Source organism: Ruegeria sp. CDSC025, from assembly GCF_059610805.1.
In genome coordinates this window covers 592,422-609,057 of the sequence record NZ_JBXWOJ010000001.1, presented here as the reverse complement: position 1 = coordinate 609,057, position 16,636 = coordinate 592,422, and the positions used below count along the sequence as shown (strand labels likewise).

13 protein-coding genes and 1 tRNA gene are annotated in these 16,636 nt (G+C 56.4%); 7 read left to right on the top strand and 7 right to left on the bottom strand.

Annotated features, from left to right (window positions below; genetic code table 11):
* Positions 1–28 precede the first annotated feature (28 nt).
* Entirely contained in the window at positions 29–1,420 is a 1,392-nt protein-coding gene (locus tag AC2FH8_RS03050; RefSeq protein ID WP_496688187.1) for a divergent polysaccharide deacetylase family protein, read from the top strand.
* 50 nt (positions 1,421–1,470) lie between these two features.
* On the opposite strand, the gene trpE is transcribed toward AC2FH8_RS03050, so the two are convergent.
* From trpE to fabI, 5 genes are all read right to left on the bottom strand, one after another.
* Positions 1,471–2,982 carry an anthranilate synthase component I gene (gene trpE / locus AC2FH8_RS03045; protein WP_142633617.1) on the bottom strand — a complete coding sequence of 504 codons (1,512 nt, stop codon included), beginning with the start codon at positions 2,980–2,982 and terminating at the stop codon, positions 1,471–1,473.
* Between the two features lie 14 nt (positions 2,983–2,996).
* Positions 2,997–4,838: a peptidylprolyl isomerase gene (locus tag AC2FH8_RS03040; protein WP_496688185.1), complete on the bottom strand. Its 1,842-nt coding sequence runs from the start codon at positions 4,836–4,838 to the stop codon at positions 2,997–2,999.
* 81 nt (positions 4,839–4,919) lie between these two features.
* A complete protein-coding gene (locus tag AC2FH8_RS03035; protein ID WP_496688183.1) occupies positions 4,920–6,095 on the bottom strand; it encodes an aminotransferase in 1,176 nt (391 codons plus the stop codon).
* 36 nt (positions 6,096–6,131) lie between these two features.
* Positions 6,132–6,641 (bottom strand): xanthine phosphoribosyltransferase, encoded by a 510-nt coding sequence (gpt, locus tag AC2FH8_RS03030; protein ID WP_496688181.1) that lies wholly within the window; start codon positions 6,639–6,641, stop codon positions 6,132–6,134.
* A 3-nt stretch (positions 6,642–6,644) separates the two neighbouring features.
* Positions 6,645–7,451 carry an enoyl-ACP reductase FabI gene (gene fabI, locus AC2FH8_RS03025; protein WP_142633624.1) on the bottom strand — a complete coding sequence of 269 codons (807 nt, stop codon included), beginning with the start codon at positions 7,449–7,451 and terminating at the stop codon, positions 6,645–6,647.
* Between the two features lie 135 nt (positions 7,452–7,586).
* On the opposite strand from fabI, the gene pdxH reads away from it, so the two are divergent.
* The 4 genes from pdxH to AC2FH8_RS03005 all read left to right on the top strand — a co-directional run bounded on the left by pdxH (position 7,587) and on the right by AC2FH8_RS03005 (position 9,435).
* Positions 7,587–8,192, top strand: a complete 606-nt coding sequence (gene pdxH / locus AC2FH8_RS03020) for a pyridoxamine 5'-phosphate oxidase (RefSeq protein ID WP_496688179.1) — start codon at positions 7,587–7,589, stop codon at positions 8,190–8,192.
* 142 nt (positions 8,193–8,334) lie between these two features.
* Complete coding sequence (locus tag AC2FH8_RS03015; RefSeq protein ID WP_282021219.1) at positions 8,335–8,841, top strand: cold-shock protein; 507 nt, start codon at positions 8,335–8,337, stop codon at positions 8,839–8,841.
* Between the two features lie 6 nt (positions 8,842–8,847).
* On the top strand, positions 8,848–9,315 hold the full coding sequence (locus tag AC2FH8_RS03010) for a DUF192 domain-containing protein (protein WP_142633632.1): 468 nt from the start codon (positions 8,848–8,850) through the stop codon (positions 9,313–9,315).
* 43 nt (positions 9,316–9,358) lie between these two features.
* Positions 9,359–9,435: transfer RNA gene (locus tag AC2FH8_RS03005), tRNA-Pro, on the top strand.
* Between the two features lie 12 nt (positions 9,436–9,447).
* Here AC2FH8_RS03005 and AC2FH8_RS03000 read toward each other — a convergent pair.
* On the bottom strand, positions 9,448–9,882 hold the full coding sequence (locus tag AC2FH8_RS03000; protein WP_496675753.1) for a hypothetical protein: 435 nt from the start codon (positions 9,880–9,882) through the stop codon (positions 9,448–9,450).
* A gap of 533 nt (positions 9,883–10,415) precedes the next feature.
* Between AC2FH8_RS03000 and AC2FH8_RS02995 the strand changes: the two genes are divergently transcribed.
* Together AC2FH8_RS02995 and AC2FH8_RS02990 are read left to right on the top strand one after the other, a co-directional pair.
* On the top strand, positions 10,416–14,036 hold the full coding sequence (locus tag AC2FH8_RS02995) for a vitamin B12-dependent ribonucleotide reductase (RefSeq protein ID WP_496688177.1): 3,621 nt from the start codon (positions 10,416–10,418) through the stop codon (positions 14,034–14,036).
* A gap of 539 nt (positions 14,037–14,575) precedes the next feature.
* On the top strand, positions 14,576–14,821 hold the full coding sequence (locus AC2FH8_RS02990) for an EF-hand domain-containing protein (protein WP_281972051.1): 246 nt from the start codon (positions 14,576–14,578) through the stop codon (positions 14,819–14,821).
* 53 nt (positions 14,822–14,874) lie between these two features.
* On the opposite strand, the gene AC2FH8_RS02985 is transcribed toward AC2FH8_RS02990, so the two are convergent.
* Positions 14,875–16,419 (bottom strand): trimethylamine methyltransferase family protein, encoded by a 1,545-nt coding sequence (locus AC2FH8_RS02985; protein ID WP_142633641.1) that lies wholly within the window; start codon positions 16,417–16,419, stop codon positions 14,875–14,877.
* Positions 16,420–16,636: the final 217 nt, after the last annotated feature.

The window sequence follows — 16,636 nt, the reverse complement described above, 5'->3', positions numbered from 1 at the left end:
AGCAGGACTAAGGCGAGAGGCAAATATTATGGGCGGATTTGTCGGCGGAATGATCGCAGGCGCAGTTGTCGTTGTGGTGCTGGGGGCAGTCTTATCGCTCAACGCGCCGCTGTCGAAAAAGCCGTCCATAGCGACAGTCGCACCAGAACCTGCACCGGTGCAGACGTCGGAGAGCTCCGAGGTTGTCGCTGAGGCGGGTGCAGATGCCGATCTGCTCAAACTCCCTGCGCAGACGCCCGAGAATGAAGTCGAAGAAGAGGATTCTCTGGCCGGTTTATCCGAAGCAGAGAACGCCCCGGACAGCCAGCCGGTAGTGAATGACGTAAGCGTTCCGGTCGAAGCGCCGACGCCGAGCGAGGCGGATTCCGTAAGCATCTCGAGTGAGGCCCCGGTCGTTCCGCGAATGCCTGTCCCCGTTCAGCCTGCGCCGCTTGCCGACCTCAGCCCAGATGCCGCAGAAGATGCCCCTGAGCCACCGGCTGATCAGGTTGCTCTTGCCGAGCCCTTGCCCGAAGTCTCGCCTTCGGAATCAATCGAGCTGGAGGTGAATCCGGAGGATAGCCCAATCGCAGTGGAAGGGGACGAGGACACGCTGCCCAGTCAGCCTCTACCGCGTATCGCCTCGGTTCCGCAGATCGGCGCAGAGGACAACTCTTCGGGAAATACCACTATCGGGCGTCGTGTAGTGCCTTTGACTGAACGAGATGATGAAGCAGCCCAAGATCCGCAGGAAGAGGTTCCTGTAGGTAAACCGATCGAGGCCTTCGCAGAGAAGTTTGACAATCCGGATTCCAAACCCCTCATGTCGATCATTCTGATTGACGATGAAGGTGCATATGGCGCCGAAGCGCTTCAGGATTTCCCATATCCGCTTACGTTTGCGGTGCGCCCATCAGACCCCGATGCAGCTGAGAAAATGGCTCGACATCGGGCGGCCGGGTTCGAAGTGATGGTCACTGCTGACCTGCCCAAGGCGGCCAGCGCACAGGATGCTGAGGTATCGCTTTCGGTGTGGCTAGAAGCGTTGCCCGAGACTGTAGGAATTCTTGAAGGTGATGGATCCGGCATCCAGGGTAACCGGAAACTGGCGGATCAGGTCGCCGCCATCGCCGGTGGAACGGGTCGAGGACTGATCACTCAGGATAACGGGCTCAACACGGTTCAGAAGCTGGCCTCCCGTAATGGAATTCCGTCTGCGGTAATTTTCAGAGATATCGACGGCGCGCGGCAGGATGCAAAAATCATGCGACGTTTCCTGGACCAGGCTGCGTTCCGGGCCGGGCAGGAAGGCACTGTTGTCATGTTGGGCCGGTTGCGCCCGGATACCATATCGGCCTTGCTGCTTTGGGGTCTGGAAGACCGCGGAGGCCGCGTTGCAATGGCGCCTATTTCGGCGGTGATGATGCAAGGGGCAAAATAGGCCCGGTCGCTTCCTTCCCCGAAACAGGCAGCCCAGACGGGCTGCCTTTATCAATTCTTGCCGGACAGCGTAAATCGGGCCGCGTCAGCCGCAGCGCGTCTGATGGCGTTGGACTTGTGGACGGTTTCCATGAATTCAGCCTCTGGATCGCTATCATACACAACGCCACCACCGGCCTGAATATATAGCTTTTGATCCTGAACGATGGCCGTTCGCAGGGCGATACACATGTCCATGTCTCCGCCGGCGCTGAAATAGCCGACGCCGCCGCCGTAGACACCGCGTTTTTCCGGCTCAAGCTCATCAATGATTTCCATGGCTCGTACCTTGGGCGCGCCCGAGACCGTCCCCGCAGGCATTCCCGCAAAAAAGGCGTCCAGCGCATCCTTACCCTCGGCCAGCTCACCCACAACGTTTGAAACGATGTGCATAACATGGCTGTACCGTTCAATGATGAACTCTTCGGTCGGGCGCACCGTTCCGATCTTTGAAACCCGCCCGGTGTCATTGCGGCCTAGATCCAACAGCATCAGATGTTCGGCCAGTTCTTTCTTGTCGGCCAGCAATTCAATCTCGTAAGCTTTGTCCTCTTCCGGGGTCGCTCCACGTGGACGCGTCCCGGCGATGGGTCGTATGGTGACTTCATTGCCAAACACGCGCACCAGGATTTCCGGGCTGGCGCCGATCACCTGAAACCCGCCAAAGTTAAAATAGAACATGAAGGGCGACGGGTTTGTTCGCCGAAGCGACCGGTACAGCGCAAATGGAGGCAGCGGGAAATCCTGCGTCCAGCGTTGCGCTGGCACTACCTGAAAGATATCGCCAGCTCGAATGTATTCCTTGGCTTTCTCGACTGCTTCCAGATAGCCGGACTTGGTAAAATTCGAGACGGGTGGAGCGACTTCGTACGCATCGCCAAGGTCGCGTGTTTCAGCAGGCATCGCCCGCTCCAGATCGCGCACTGCGTCCATGACGCGCTCGGCGGCCTGGGCATACGCAGCCTTGGCTGACTGGCCATCGCTGACCCAGGCGGGGGAAACGACCGTGACTTCGCCCTTCACACCATCCAGAACCGCGACGACAGAAGGACGCAGCATGACAGCATCCGGCAGGCCCAGAGGGTCGGGGTTGATGTTCGGCAGATGCTCGACCAAGCGCACCATGTCATAACCGAGATAGCCAAATAGTCCCGCCGCAGCTTGTGGAAGGTCGTCAGGCAGCTCAATCCGGCTTTCGGCCAGAAGCGTCCGAAGGTTGTCCATCGGATCGCCATCCTGCGCCGTGAAAGCGTCCGGGTCGAACCGGGCCGAGCGGTTCAGTTCCGAGGTCTCAGCGCGACAGCGCCAGATCAGGTCGGGTTTCATACCGATGATCGAATACCGTCCGCGGACCTCGCCACCAGTTACCGACTCGAGCATAAAGGCGTCTTTTTGCGCGCCGGTCAGTTTCAGCATCAAGGAGACAGGCGTATCAAGATCGGCTGCCAGACGGGTGTAAACGACCTGGTTCTCGCCGGCCTCATAAGCACGGGCGAAGCTGTCAAACTCGGGGGTCAGGGCCATATTCGGTCTCTTAATTAATAGCTCGCCTGAACGGCGTTCAGTGCTTGCTGATCCACCACAGGACGGGCGCGGGCCTGGGCGTCGCGAACATAGGCATCGAAAATGTTCTGTGCCAGAGCCTGATTCAGCTGAGCGGCCAGCGCTTGTTGAACCTGACGGCGTTCATCGGTCTCGGCAGGGGGCAACAATTCGTCAAGTCGAACGATCAACGCGACCCCGGCACCGGGAACGACACGATAGCTTCCTAGTTCCATGTCGAACACTTCCGGCATGAAACCTGCGGGTACATCTTCTAGAAATGCAGTTCGTGTCAGAGCGTTTTCCACGCGGTGAGGTAGGCCGGTCGTGGTGAAATCCCCGTTCTCCTGCAACTGCTCCAACACGGCATTCGCGTGGTCTTCCAACGCTTTGTCAGTTTGAACCTGTGTCCAGGCCGCCGCAACGCGATCACGCGCTGATTCCAGCGGTTCAGGCCGACGAGGCAGCGTTTCGTTCAGGCGCAGCGCAAAGATCGAACCGTCCTCCAGGAATGCAATCTCGGGAAAATCCCCGTCTTGCACGGCTTCGGCTGCACTGCGGAAACCGTCATATGCGGCCACGCCATCCTGACTGGCGCGAGTCCAGTCGATTTGTCCCAGCTCCATCCCGGTCTCGGCTGCTAACTCCTCGAGTGTTGCCCCGCCTGCAAGCAGGTCATTGATGTCTTCGGACTGAGCCTCGATCTGGCGGCGCGCACGGTCTGCGGCCAACTCTTCGCGCAGAGCTGGGGCGGCGTCTTCGAAGGGAGTGTTGTTCTCAGCCAGCGAGCCGTTGATACGAAAAAGGGCAGGGCCGAATACCGAGGGCAGAGGTCCAACAACAGTGTCCAGTTCAGCCGCGAAAATGGCCTCGGCCGCATCGCCTAGGTCGTCGCGGGTAACGTCGCCCAGATCCACGTCGCTCAGCTCAAGCTCACGGTCACGGACAAGTTGTTCGAAGGTTGTCCCGCCAACTTCAATCTGTGCCATGGCATCTTGCGCAGCGGCGTCATCAGAAAAAGAAAGGCGTTCAACAAGGCGGCGCTCGGGTTGCTGAAACTCGTCTGCGCGCTGTTCGAAAAGCCGGAGAACTGAATCTTCGTCCACCTCGACACTATCCAGCAGCATATTGGGCGACAGAATCGTATAGGTCAGCTTTTTGGTGCGGGGCAGGGAAAACTGGTCCTGGTTCTCGTCGTAATAGGCCTGGATTTGTTCATCGGTTGGGGTTGCAACCGGCTCTGCCAAAGCTTCGGGCGAAACGGTTGCAACAGTAAAGCTGCGGCGCGCACCGACAAAGTCTGTCAGAACTTCAGTCAGGATCGAGGGCATTTCTACTCCGCTGACCACGGCATCCTGCACGATGGTCCGTGCGGATTCTTTCCTCAGATCGGTTTCAAACTCGGTGTCGGTCATGCCAACCTGTTCAAGCTGAAAGCGATATGCCTCACGGTCGAAAGAACCATCAGGCCCCTGAAACGCAGGGATCGAGACGATTTCTTCCTGCAAATTTTCATCGCCGATCGAAATACCCAGCAGACCAACTTCGTTATCCAGAGCCGCCAGCGCGGTGAGGCGCGACAGAGCTAGCTGGTCCAAGCCAAAATCGCGGGCCTGTGACATTTGCAGGGGCTGGCCGGTCTGGCTTTCGACCGCGCGGATTTCTCGCTGAAGTTCGCGGACGTAATCGTCAATCGAGATATCTTCGTTGCCCACCTGCGCCACAGTGTGCACAGTTCCAGTCAGGCTGGTCGCGCCAAATCCTGCAAGGCCCAGCATCAAAAGACCCATGAGGATCCAGACAAAGGTCTTTGATAGATTTTTCATGCCTGCGGCCATGGTGCCCTCTTGTTTTATTCGGCAAGTATTTGCCCTGTCGGTTGCGGCCCTGAATACGACGCGCACCGCCGGGGGGCAAGCTTAGAAGGAGAGAGCGTGCAGGCGGTCAAACAATTCCGTAATTCCGTTGCGATCAAGATTGGCAAATGCGATGCGGACTTGTCGTTTCCCGGCCGGGTCGTGATCGGGCATGAACATCGTGCCTGGCAGCAACAGAATGCTGGCATCCGTGACCAGCCGACGGGCCAAATCATCCGAAGAGATGTCAAACGGGTGTTCGAAATAGGCAAAATAGGCGCCCAACCCAAGCAACCGCCATCCTTTACTGGTCAGTTTGGGAAGTTGTCTTGTAATGACAGCGCGACGGTCGAGGATTTCCCTTCGTTCATCGGCCAGCCAATGCGACAGGTTTTGCATCCCCCAAAACGCACCAAACTGACCGATTTGGTTTGGACAGATCGCGACGGTATCCAGAAATTTCTCAATCTCAGACAGCAGCGACGGACTGGTCGCAACAGCACCTACTCGGTGACCGGTCAGACGGTAGGCCTTTGAAAACGAATATAGATGAATCAGAGTGTCATCCCAGCCCGGCTGAGCGAACAGATCGTGGGGCGGGCCGCTGCGGCTGTCGAAATCGCGGTAGGTCTCATCAACCAAAAGCTTAATTCCGGTTTCGCGCGACAGTTCGAAAAACGCGCGCAGCAGCTCAGCCGGGTATTCGACACCGCCGGGATTGTTCGGGGTGACCAGAGCAATGGCGCGGGTCTTATCCGTTATCAAATCCCGCGCCGCGTTCACCTCTGGCAACAGTCCATCATCAGTTCTCAGATCAATGGCGTTAACACCTGTCATATCCAGCCACATTTTATGGTTGAAATACCACGGCGTGGGCAGAATGACTTCATCCCCTTGGTCTGTGATGGAGGAAATCGCAGCGGCGAAGGCCTGATTGCAGCCAGAGGTAATCGCAACCTGTTCCTGTACGACAGGTGCGCCATAATGAACCGTAATCTGGCTGGCCAGCTCAGACCTGAGGGCGCTGTTGCCCAGAACCGGGCCATAGAGATGAGCGGAATCCTCGGTCGACGCATAAGCCGCCATCGCCTGACGCATCTCAAGTGGAGGCGGATCGACGGGGGCCGCCTGACTTACGTTTATCAAGGGCCGCTCTTCAGGGAAGGTCACGCCTTCGATCCACCGGCGCGCCTCCATGACTGGGGGCGGAAAGGTGGCGGCGGTGCGTGTCCGGGTCATCTCTGCGCCCCAGTCAGTTGCTGCGCTTGGGCCGGATCAATCCGTGCCCCGGTAGGGTTCGACATATTGCAAAGCCATATCCCACGGGAAGAAAATCCAGGTGTCCTGGCTGACTTCGGTGATGAAAGTGTCAACCATCGGGCGGCCTTTCGGCTTGGCATAAACCGTCGCGAAATGCGCCTTGGGATACATCGCCCGTACCAGTTCCAGAGTTTTGCCACTGTCGACCAGATCGTCGACAATCAGGATTCCGGTGCCGTCGCCCATGAGGTCAGCGTCGGGCGCTTTGAGCACTTCGGCTTCGCCTTGATCCTGATGATGGTAGGAGCGCACGCTGATCGTGTCGACTGTGCGAATGTCCAGCTCGCGGCTGACAATCATCGCCGGTGCCATGCCGCCACGGGTAATGGCAACGACGCCACGCCAGGCTCCATCATCCGGACCTTGCCCATCCAGCCGCCAAGCGAGCGCTCGGGAATCGCGGTGAATCTGATCCCAGCTGATGTGAAAGCCTTTTTCGTGGGGCAGGCGGTCCTTGGCACTCATGATTCAACCCTTCTCAACGTCTGGAGCATCAACGGCTTTCATACCGACGATGTGGTATCCCGAATCCACATGCAGGTTCTCACCAGTGACACCGCCGCTTAGATCGGAAAGCAGATACAGCGCCGAGTTGCCCACATCGTCGATGGTCACATTGCGGCGCAGGGGTGAGTTATATTCGTTCCACTTCATGATATAGCGAAAGTCGCCGATGCCGCTGGCGGCCAGCGTCTTGATCGGCCCGGCCGAGATCGCATTTACACGAATGCCGTCCTTGCCTAAATCCTCGGCCAGATATTTGACCGATGCTTCCAGCGCGGCTTTGGCAACGCCCATGACATTATAATGCGGCATCACCTGTTCGGCACCGTAATAGGTCAGGGTGATGGCGCTGCCGCCTTCGGTCATCATCTTTTCGGCACGCTGCATCACGGCAGTAAAGGAATAAACCGACACGTCCATCGTGAGGTTGAAATTCGCCCGCGACGTATCAACGTAGCGCCCGCGTAGCTCATTCTTGTCTGAAAAACCGATTGCGTGGACAACAAAGTCCAGCTTTCCCCATTTCTCGGACAGCGCATCGAACAATCCGTCGATCGAGGCTTCATCGCTGACATCGCAGGGCAGGACGATTTCACTGCCCAGCTGTGCCGCCAGAGGGTCAACGCGCTTTTTCAAGGCATCCCCTTGATATGAGAATGCTAACTCGGCCCCGGCCTCGGACAAGGCGCGGGCGATTCCCCATGCGATTGATTTGTCATTGGCCAGTCCCATGATGAGGCCGCGCTTTCCGGCCATCAACTGATTTGACATGTTCGGTTCTCCGCCTGTCTTCGCGTTATGTTGCGTTGGTTTATGCCATTGGCTGGTCTGCTTCAAGGCCGTGCACTCTTGCCCGTGGCGGGAACTCGCCCTAGGGTATCCCTCAATAGTTTCCAGGGGATGGAAATGAGCGAACGTGATGGCATCTTCGCAGGAACCGACCCATTTGCAATAGCAGGGCGGTGGCTGGGCGAAGCTGTGAAGAGTGAACCCAACGATCCTAACGCGATTGCACTGGCAACCGTGGGCGAAGATGGTATGCCCAATGTACGAATGGTGCTGTTGAAAGAGATCGAAGCCGACGCCTTCGTTTTCTACACAAATTACGAAAGTGCCAAGGCAGGCGAGTTGGACAATGCTGGCAAGGCGGCCTTCGTGATGCATTGGAAATCTTTGCGGCGTCAAATCCGCGTTCGTGGTATAATCACGCGCGAGGATGGACCAAAGGCTGATGAATATTATGCCTCTAGGTCATTGAAAAGTCGGCTTGGTGCATGGGCGTCCAAGCAATCTCAGCCGCTTAGCAGCCGTTCCGCGCTGATGGCGGATGTGGCGAAAGTGACCGCAAGGCTTGGCCCTAACCCTCCGCGCCCTAAATTTTGGGGTGGTTACCGGCTTGTGCCGACGGAAATTGAATTCTGGGCAGACGGCGCATTTCGTCTGCATGACAGGTTCAGGTGGTGCCGGGATGACGCTGCTTCGGAATGGCAGATTCAGAGGTTGAATCCATGACGTTCACGTGTCGCGAATTGCAATGCGCAGATAACAAAGGGATTTTTCACCTTGAATTTGCGCGTCAATCCCATACACATCGGACCCTTAACAAAGTGAAAAAAAACGCAGTGGGACCACAGTGCCAGAAGATCTGAACAACATGTACCGCGTCCGAGGACACGTTAAATGGTTCGACCCTGCCAAAGGATACGGCTTTGTCGTCTCGGATGAAGGTGGGCCGGATATTCTGCTGCACGTAAACGTTTTGCGTAATTTCGGTCAAAGCTCGGTTGCAGACGGGGCGGGCATCGAAATTATGACGCATCGCACTGATCGCGGTGTGCAAGCTGTCGAAGTCATCAGCGTCGATCCGCCAGCGCGCGCCGATACGATGATGCTCGCGGATTTTGCTGAACTTGATCCAGTTGAGATTGCAGCGGCTCCTTTGGTGGCTGCGCGGGTTAAGTGGTTCGACAAGGGCAAAGGGTTTGGCTTCGCTAATGTATTCGGGCGTGGCGAAGATGTGTTCCTGCATATTGAGGTTCTACGCCGTTCGGGGCTTGCGGATCTGCAACCCGGTGAAGCATTGGCCATGCGGGTCATAGACGGACAGCGTGGTCGGATGGCGGCCCAGGTTATGGCCTGGGAAGCAGCCATGGATGACTGATCTGCCATGGCAGGGCTTTTCAAGGTTCTGACTGTCGTCTTGTTACTTTGGGCCGGTGGCGCAGAAGCCGCCTGTCGTACAGATCGTGTTAGCCTGAAAAATGATAAGTCCCAAATCGGCTTTGATATTGAACTCGCCGTGTCGCCACAGGAGCGATCGCGCGGACTCATGTTTCGAGAATCGCTTCCGGTACGTTCAGGGATGCTGTTTGTATTCGACCCGCCGCAACCTGTTGCGTTCTGGATGAAGAACACGCTGATTCCTCTGGACCTGATCTTCATAGATAAGACGGGTATGGTAACGAAAGTTCATCACAACGCGATTCCCGGTGATTTGACCCCCATCGGAGGGGGCGATTCGGTATTCGCGGTGTTGGAAATCAACGCTGGTCTCGCAGATCGTTATCTGATCACGCCTGGAACACAGATCCAGCACAAAGTTTTTTCACATGGTCCGGCGATTTGGCCCTGTTAGGGCTTTTCAAATCAGAACGGCACGGTTAGGAAGGCGCACGGTTCGGGGCGTGGCGCAGTCTGGTAGCGCACCTGTTTTGGGTACAGGGGGTCGTAGGTTCGAATCCTGCCGCCCCGACCACTTCTTCAAAAATTAAAATGGCGACCCACCCATCGTTCGATAGATGGCGCTAAGGGTTTTATCCAATTCTTTGCTTTCTACAGGGACTTTTGCAGCAGGCCCTGTTTCGCGCGGCACATTAAAAAACAGATCCGCTTCAACTAGATAGCCACCTGCGTTTTTTTCGGCGGTCAGCCGAGTCACACTTTTGGGTAGGTTCTGTGGATAGCCGTCATAGTTGAGAATCAGGTAGGCTGTGGTCTTCGGAGGCAGAAGTTCCTGACACTCGAACTGACGATTTCCGATTTTCCTAAATTCCTCACCCGGGCCGTTGCAAGATGTCTCGAACGTAGCAAACAACTTGTCGGGAAAGGCTGAGAACTGCGCGCTGCGCGATGTGGCGGGCGTTTCTTGTGGCGTGCAGGCCACGATCAGGGCAAACAGGGAAATTATTCGAAACGCGGTCATTGATCGGTCTGCCCTTTGTTGGATGTGCTTTTAAGCGCACCTCTGAGTAATGTCGAAATCGGCCGGATGCTGATTCTATTTCAACCTAGACATCTTAAGGCTGGTTTATCAAATCGCGATAAGTAAGCCGGAAAGAACGGTTAATCGTATTGCGGACTTGGCCAGGTGATGGCGAACCATGGCGGATAACTCTGTGGAGGAATCGGAAACTGTCCTTCACCAGTTTGTCTATGCGGATCGGTCAACATAAAAGATTCCAAAAATGGCGGAAAAAGGCCGTTGACGATCTATGTGTGAATACGCCAGATTGTATAGGCCGAAAGTGCTGCCACTAAATCTGGTAGAAAATCCAGAACGTGGCACAGGGCGAGGGCTGGAGAGCACATCATACTTACGTGCGTCCGTCGGAACGGGGTCACGCTGCTTCGGGCAGCGGCCGGTTTCCTGCGCCCAAGATTTTCGGTTAGGGCGGATGGTCCGTTTATTGGGATCAAAAGCCAAGGGACAAGTTGATTGAATCTAGGGCGGCGGACATGAAGATTGACAGAAAATTTACCAAATCGGGACAGGATGCTTATGCAGAGCTTAAGTTCGCTTCTGCGACGTCAGAAATCCGAAACCCGGATGGGACCATCGTTTTCCGCCTAGACGATATCGAGGTTCCAACCAGCTGGAGCCAGGTCGCAAGCGACGTCATCGCGCAGAAGTATTTCCGCAAGGCAGGCGTTCCAACCAAGCTGAAGAAGGTCAAGGAAAAGGATGTCCCAGAATTTCTGTGGCGTTCTGTTCCGGCTGAGGACGCTGAATTTGGGGGCGAAATCTCGTCCAAACAGGTGTTTGACCGTCTTGCCGGCGCCTGGGCCTATTGGGGCTGGAAAGGTGGCTATTTCTCGACCGAGGATGACGCGAGCGCCTATTTCGACGAGATGCGTTATATGCTGGCGACTCAGCGCGCTGCGCCGAACAGCCCGCAATGGTTCAATACCGGCCTGCACTGGGCTTACGGAATCGATGGCCCGGCACAGGGGCACCACTATGTCGATTATAAGTCAGGCAAGCTGACCAAATCGAAATCCGCCTATGAACATCCGCAGCCGCATGCGTGTTTCATCCAGTCCGTAGATGATGATTTGGTGAACGAGGGTGGCATTATGGACCTGTGGGTCCGCGAGGCGCGCCTGTTCAAATACGGAAGCGGAACCGGGACCAACTTTAGCCACCTGCGTGGCGAGGGCGAGGCACTGTCGGGTGGCGGTAAATCCTCGGGTTTGATGGGCTTTCTCAAGATCGGCGACCGCGCCGCTGGCGCGATTAAATCAGGCGGCACGACCCGTCGAGCAGCAAAGATGGTCATCGTCGATGCAGATCACCCAGACATCGAGAAATTCATCGAATGGAAGGTGATCGAAGAGCAGAAGGTGGCCTCGATCGTTGCCGGATCGAAGATGCACGAGAAGATGCTGAACGGCATTTTCGAGGCCATCCGCAGCTGGGACGGCGCGCAGGAAGACGCGTATGATCCCAAGACGAATGACAGCCTGAAAAAGGCGGTTCGCGAGGCGAAAAATGTTGCGATCCCAGAGACTTACATCAAACGCGTTCTGGATTACGCCAAGCAGGGCCACGATAGCATCGAATTCCCGACCTACGATACGGATTGGGATTCGGAAGCCTACAGCTCGGTTTCGGGCCAGAACTCGAACAACTCGATTCGCGTAACCAACGCCTTCCTGACCGCTGTCGAGAAGGACGCGGACTGGGAGCTTATCAACCGCACAAACGGGAAAGTCGCCAAGACCGTCAAGGCGCGCGACCTGTGGGAAAAGGTTGGCCACGCGGCCTGGGCCTGCGCCGATCCCGGCATCCAGTTTCACGACACAGTCAACGAGTGGCATACATGCCCCAAAGATGGGGAGATTCGCGGATCGAACCCATGTTCGGAATATATGTTCCTCGATGATACGGCCTGTAATCTTGCGTCGATGAACTTGCTGACTTTCCTCAAGGATGATGAGTTCCAGGCAGTGGACTATATGCATGCCTCGCGCTTGTGGACCCTAACGCTGGAAATCTCGGTGACCATGGCGCAGTTCCCGTCCAAGGAAATCGCGCAGCTGTCCTATGACTTCCGCACTTTGGGTTTGGGCTATGCCAATATCGGCGGTCTGCTGATGAACATGGGCTATAGCTATGACTCGGATGAAGGCCGCGCGATCTGTGGCGCGCTGACCGCGATCATGACCGGTGTAGCCTATGCAACCTCGGCCGAGATCGCCGGCGAATTGGGTCCGTTCAATGGCTATGAGCGCAACGCCGATAACATGCTTCGGGTCATCCGCAACCACCGACGCGCATCTCAGGGTGTGACTGAAGGGTATGAGAAACTGGCAGTGAAGCCTGTACCTCTGGACCATGGCAACTGCCCGGATAAACGTTTGGTTGATCTGGCGATGTCAGCTTGGGATGAAGCGCTGAGCCTGGGTGAGCAGAACGGTTATCGCAACGCGCAGGCCACTGTGATTGCGCCAACAGGAACCATCGGTCTGGTGATGGATTGCGACACCACTGGGATCGAGCCGGACTTTGCTTTGGTGAAGTTCAAGAAACTGGCCGGTGGCGGGTATTTCAAAATCATCAACCGCTCGGTGCCTGCAGCGCTGGAAAAGCAGGGGTATTCCTCGGCTCAGATTGAAGAGATCGTCAGCTACGCGGTTGGTCATGGCACCATCGGCAACGCTCCGGGGATCAACCACACCTCGCTGACGGGTCACGGCTTTGGCCCCAATGAACTGGCCAAAGTGGATGCCGCGCTCGAAAGCGCCTTCGACATCCGGTTCGTGTTCAACCAGTGGACTCTGGGCGAGGATTTCTGCACCGGTGTTCTCGGCATTCCTGCGACCAAGCTGAATGACCCGACCTTCGATCTGCTGCGCCATCTGGGCTTTACCAAAGCGGATATCGACGCGGCCAACGACCACGTTTGCGGAACCATGACGCTGGAAGGCGCGCCGCATCTGAAGGAAGAGCATTATTCGATCTTCGACTGTGCCAATCCGTGCGGCAAGAAAGGCAAGCGTTTCCTGGGTGTTGATAGCCACATCACGATGATGGCCGCCGCGCAGAGCTTTATTTCAGGCGCGATCAGCAAGACGATCAACATGCCGAATGACGCCACCATCGAAGACTGCCAGAAGGCCTATGAGCTTTCCTGGTCGCTGGGTGTGAAGGCCAACGCGCTGTATCGCGACGGCTCGAAACTGTCGCAGCCATTGGCAGCCGCGCTGGTCGAGGATGACGAAGAGGCAGCAGAAGTTCTGGAAACCGGGACGCCGCAGGAAAAAGCCGTCGTTCTGGCCGAGAAGGTGATCGAGAAGGTTGTGGTCAAGGAAATGATCCGCAGCCATCGTGAAAAACTGCCCCATCGCCGCAAGGGCTATACGCAAAAAGCGATTGTCGGCGGCCACAAGGTCTATCTGCGCACCGGTGAGTTCGAAGACGGCCAACTGGGTGAGATCTTCATCGACATGCACAAGGAAGGCGCGGGCTTCCGGGCGATGATGAACAACTTTGCCATCGCCGTGTCGGTTGGCCTGCAATATGGCGTGCCGCTGGAAGAGTTCGTGGATGCCTTTACCTTCACCAAGTTCGAGCCCGCCGGGATGGTACAAGGCAACGACTCGATCAAAAACGCGACGTCGATCCTGGATTACATCTTCCGCGAATTGGCTGTGTCCTATCTGGACCGCACCGATCTGGCCCATGTGAAACCCGAAGGCGCAAGCTTTGACGATCTGGGTCGGGGTGAGGAAGAGGGCGTCTCGAACGTGTCCGAGATCAGCGAAAGCGCGGCGTCCAAGTCTTTGGAAGTTCTGAAACAAATCAGCTCGTCCGGGTATCTGCGCAAACGGATGCCGCAGGAACTGATGGTTCTCAATGGCGGACAAACCGTAGTTAACGGCATGGCCGAAACCGCAGCCACTTTCGAAGCTTCGGTGGTTGAATCCGCCGCCGCAACCGGAATGGACGCCCGCACCAAAGCCAAGATGCAAGGCTATGAGGGCGATCCCTGCGGTGAATGCGGAAACTACACGTTGGTGCGCAACGGCACTTGCATGAAATGCAACACCTGCGGCTCAACAAGCGGGTGTAGCTGAGTTAAGCGCCCCGGCAACCCGGGGCGCAGGGGTCGGAAGCTGCCACAGTTGCCGGCCCCGACGAATACGGATCAAGGCGCAGAGACTTACCTTCGATGCCTTGGTCCACTCGGCCGACATGCCCGTGTTGGCCGGGAACAGGGTGGGGCGGAATATTTGCTCTTTCCCACTCTTTCACGGAACGGGTGCGCTCGTTCCATGCGACGTCCAGGCCGCAGGCAAACAAAACACCGGGCGGTCAACGAATGGAGCCTGGATGGCGAAACTGACAGGGGGCTTCGGCCCCCTTTCTTTTTGTCCTAAAGCCGTTAACTCGGCAGAGCCTCGCCATATTGCCTGTTTCCCATCGGGCAAGAACCGCCGACCGTGTTTGGGGGAGTTTTACCCAGCGACAGACCGCGGATGCGACTCTGGCAAACACGCGGAGTTTGGCGCGAAATCAAAGCGATGGTACTCAGTGGCTGACAACTGGTGGTGATTGCGTGTTCTTGATGCTTGTCCGGACACAAAACACACAAACTCTATCAGGAGGCATCACAATGAAACTGAATACTCTGGTCACATTTTCCACACTTGCTTTTGCTCTGCCGACTTTGGCTGTCGCGCAGTCTGCGGCGGATACCAATGGGGACGGCGTTCTGACAATCGAAGAAGTTCAGGCCGTCGTGCCAGACGTTGATGCAAACGGATTTGCAGCAATGGATGCAAATGGCGACGGCGCGCTGGATCAGGATGAAATTGCAATCGCGCAGGAAGCCGGGTTGCTGCCATCTACAAACGGCTGATCAACAAATTATCAAGGCGGCCAGACGAAAATTCTGGCCGCCTTTCTAGGTGTTTATCTGGGTAGGTGAATGTTGAATTTACTGCGAATCTGCGCATCCAATGCCGGATCGAACTGTGCCGGAGAAGAGGTCGACAGGATTTCCAGTTTTCGCGCGGTCGCTTTTTCGATCAAGTCAGGTTTGCCAAGCTCGACCCATTCTTTCGGAGACGTTCGATCTCCATGTGCGGGATACACATAATCGGCCTGCATGCGCCCAAGTGTGGCATCGGTTCCCAAATAGTGACCGGGCCCACCAAGGCAAACCTCGGCCATCTGATCCAATGCCAGTGTTTCGTCAGATACTTCGATCCCGCGGACGCAGCGCATCGCCTGTCCGATAAGATCATCCCCTAAGATCAAGCTTTCAAAGCAAAAACCCAACAGAGACGAGTGCATCCCGGCGGATTCATAAACCATATTCAGGCCCGACAGGCCGGCCATGACGTTCGAGCACATCTGCTCCCATCCCGCTTGCATATCGGGCAATTTGGAATCCGACGCGCCTGCGGCGGCTCCGCCTGGCAGATCATAAAACTTGTGCATTTGGGCACAGCCTGCGCTGAGCAGAGCCTGTTCACCTGATCCTACGGACATGGCGCCTGTCCGAAGGTCCAACCCAAAGGGCCAGGTTCCAAAAATCGCCGGTGCACCTGGCTTTACGGCATTTACATAAACCAAACCGGCAAGACATTCTGCTGTCGCCTGGGCAATGGCGCCTGCGATTGTGGACGGAGCAGTTGCACCTGCCATTCCGGCCGAAAGAAGAAGAACAGGCATTCCTGCCTTGATGCATTCCTCCATCACCTGACAGCTTTCAGTGGCAAACTTCATGGGCGGTACGACAAAGCAGTTCGAGTTCGAGATGAATGGCCGCTCGCGCCACTTGTCTTCACCGCCTGCGATCATGTGGATTAGTTCCATCGCTGGCGCGACATAACTAGGATCGGTGAACGATGTGCCGATATGCTTGTAAGTGCCAGAACTACAAGCATAAATCGTGTTCAGGTCCATCTCGAGATTGTCGGAAATATCGCGACAAACCATCGGGCGTTGGACAAAATGGATGTTATCCAGCTGTTGGCAAATCCGCGCGGCATCGTGCAGATCCTGCACAGTCGAATCGCGGTATTCGCGGCCGTTGACTTCAACCATACTGACAGCGGCACCGGCGGTCCCATAGTGAACCTTTGCCCCCGACAATTCCAGGTCAGTTTGACCATCCCGGCTGAACAATGTGACCGAGCGGTTGGCTTTGGCAATGGTGTCTTCAACCAGCGCGCGCGGAAACCGGATGCGTCCGTCGTCGCCAAGTGTGCAGCCCGCGCCAACCAGATAGTCGATCCCGCTTTGCGGAGCATCCGCCAGACCTATGGTTTCAAGCGCCTGCAGCGCGGCCTCGTGAATGCGTTCGACTTGTGGCTGAGTCAGTGGCTTGTAGCGTCCGCCCTCCATTCCCGGGCGGATAGGGCGCAGATGATCAGGCAGAGCAGATGCGCGGGCAGCACGACGCGCAGCACGTCCGCCACTGCGGGAAGAGTTACGGGGTTGGTCGTTCATGTTTAGGATCCAATAGTGAGAAACGTATTTTGAGAGGCCTTACAAAAAGCCTGAAGGACGCCCCCTGGCAGCACGTCCCCGATCCGCGCCGATTGTGCGGCTGATCAGGTGGATTTTCCAAAATTCGTTCTGCATTTGGTTCCTCATCCAGTGGCCGCAGTGTTCCAATTCAGAACGGCATTATCTGTTCTATTTGCGACCTTGATGCCGAAAAGCG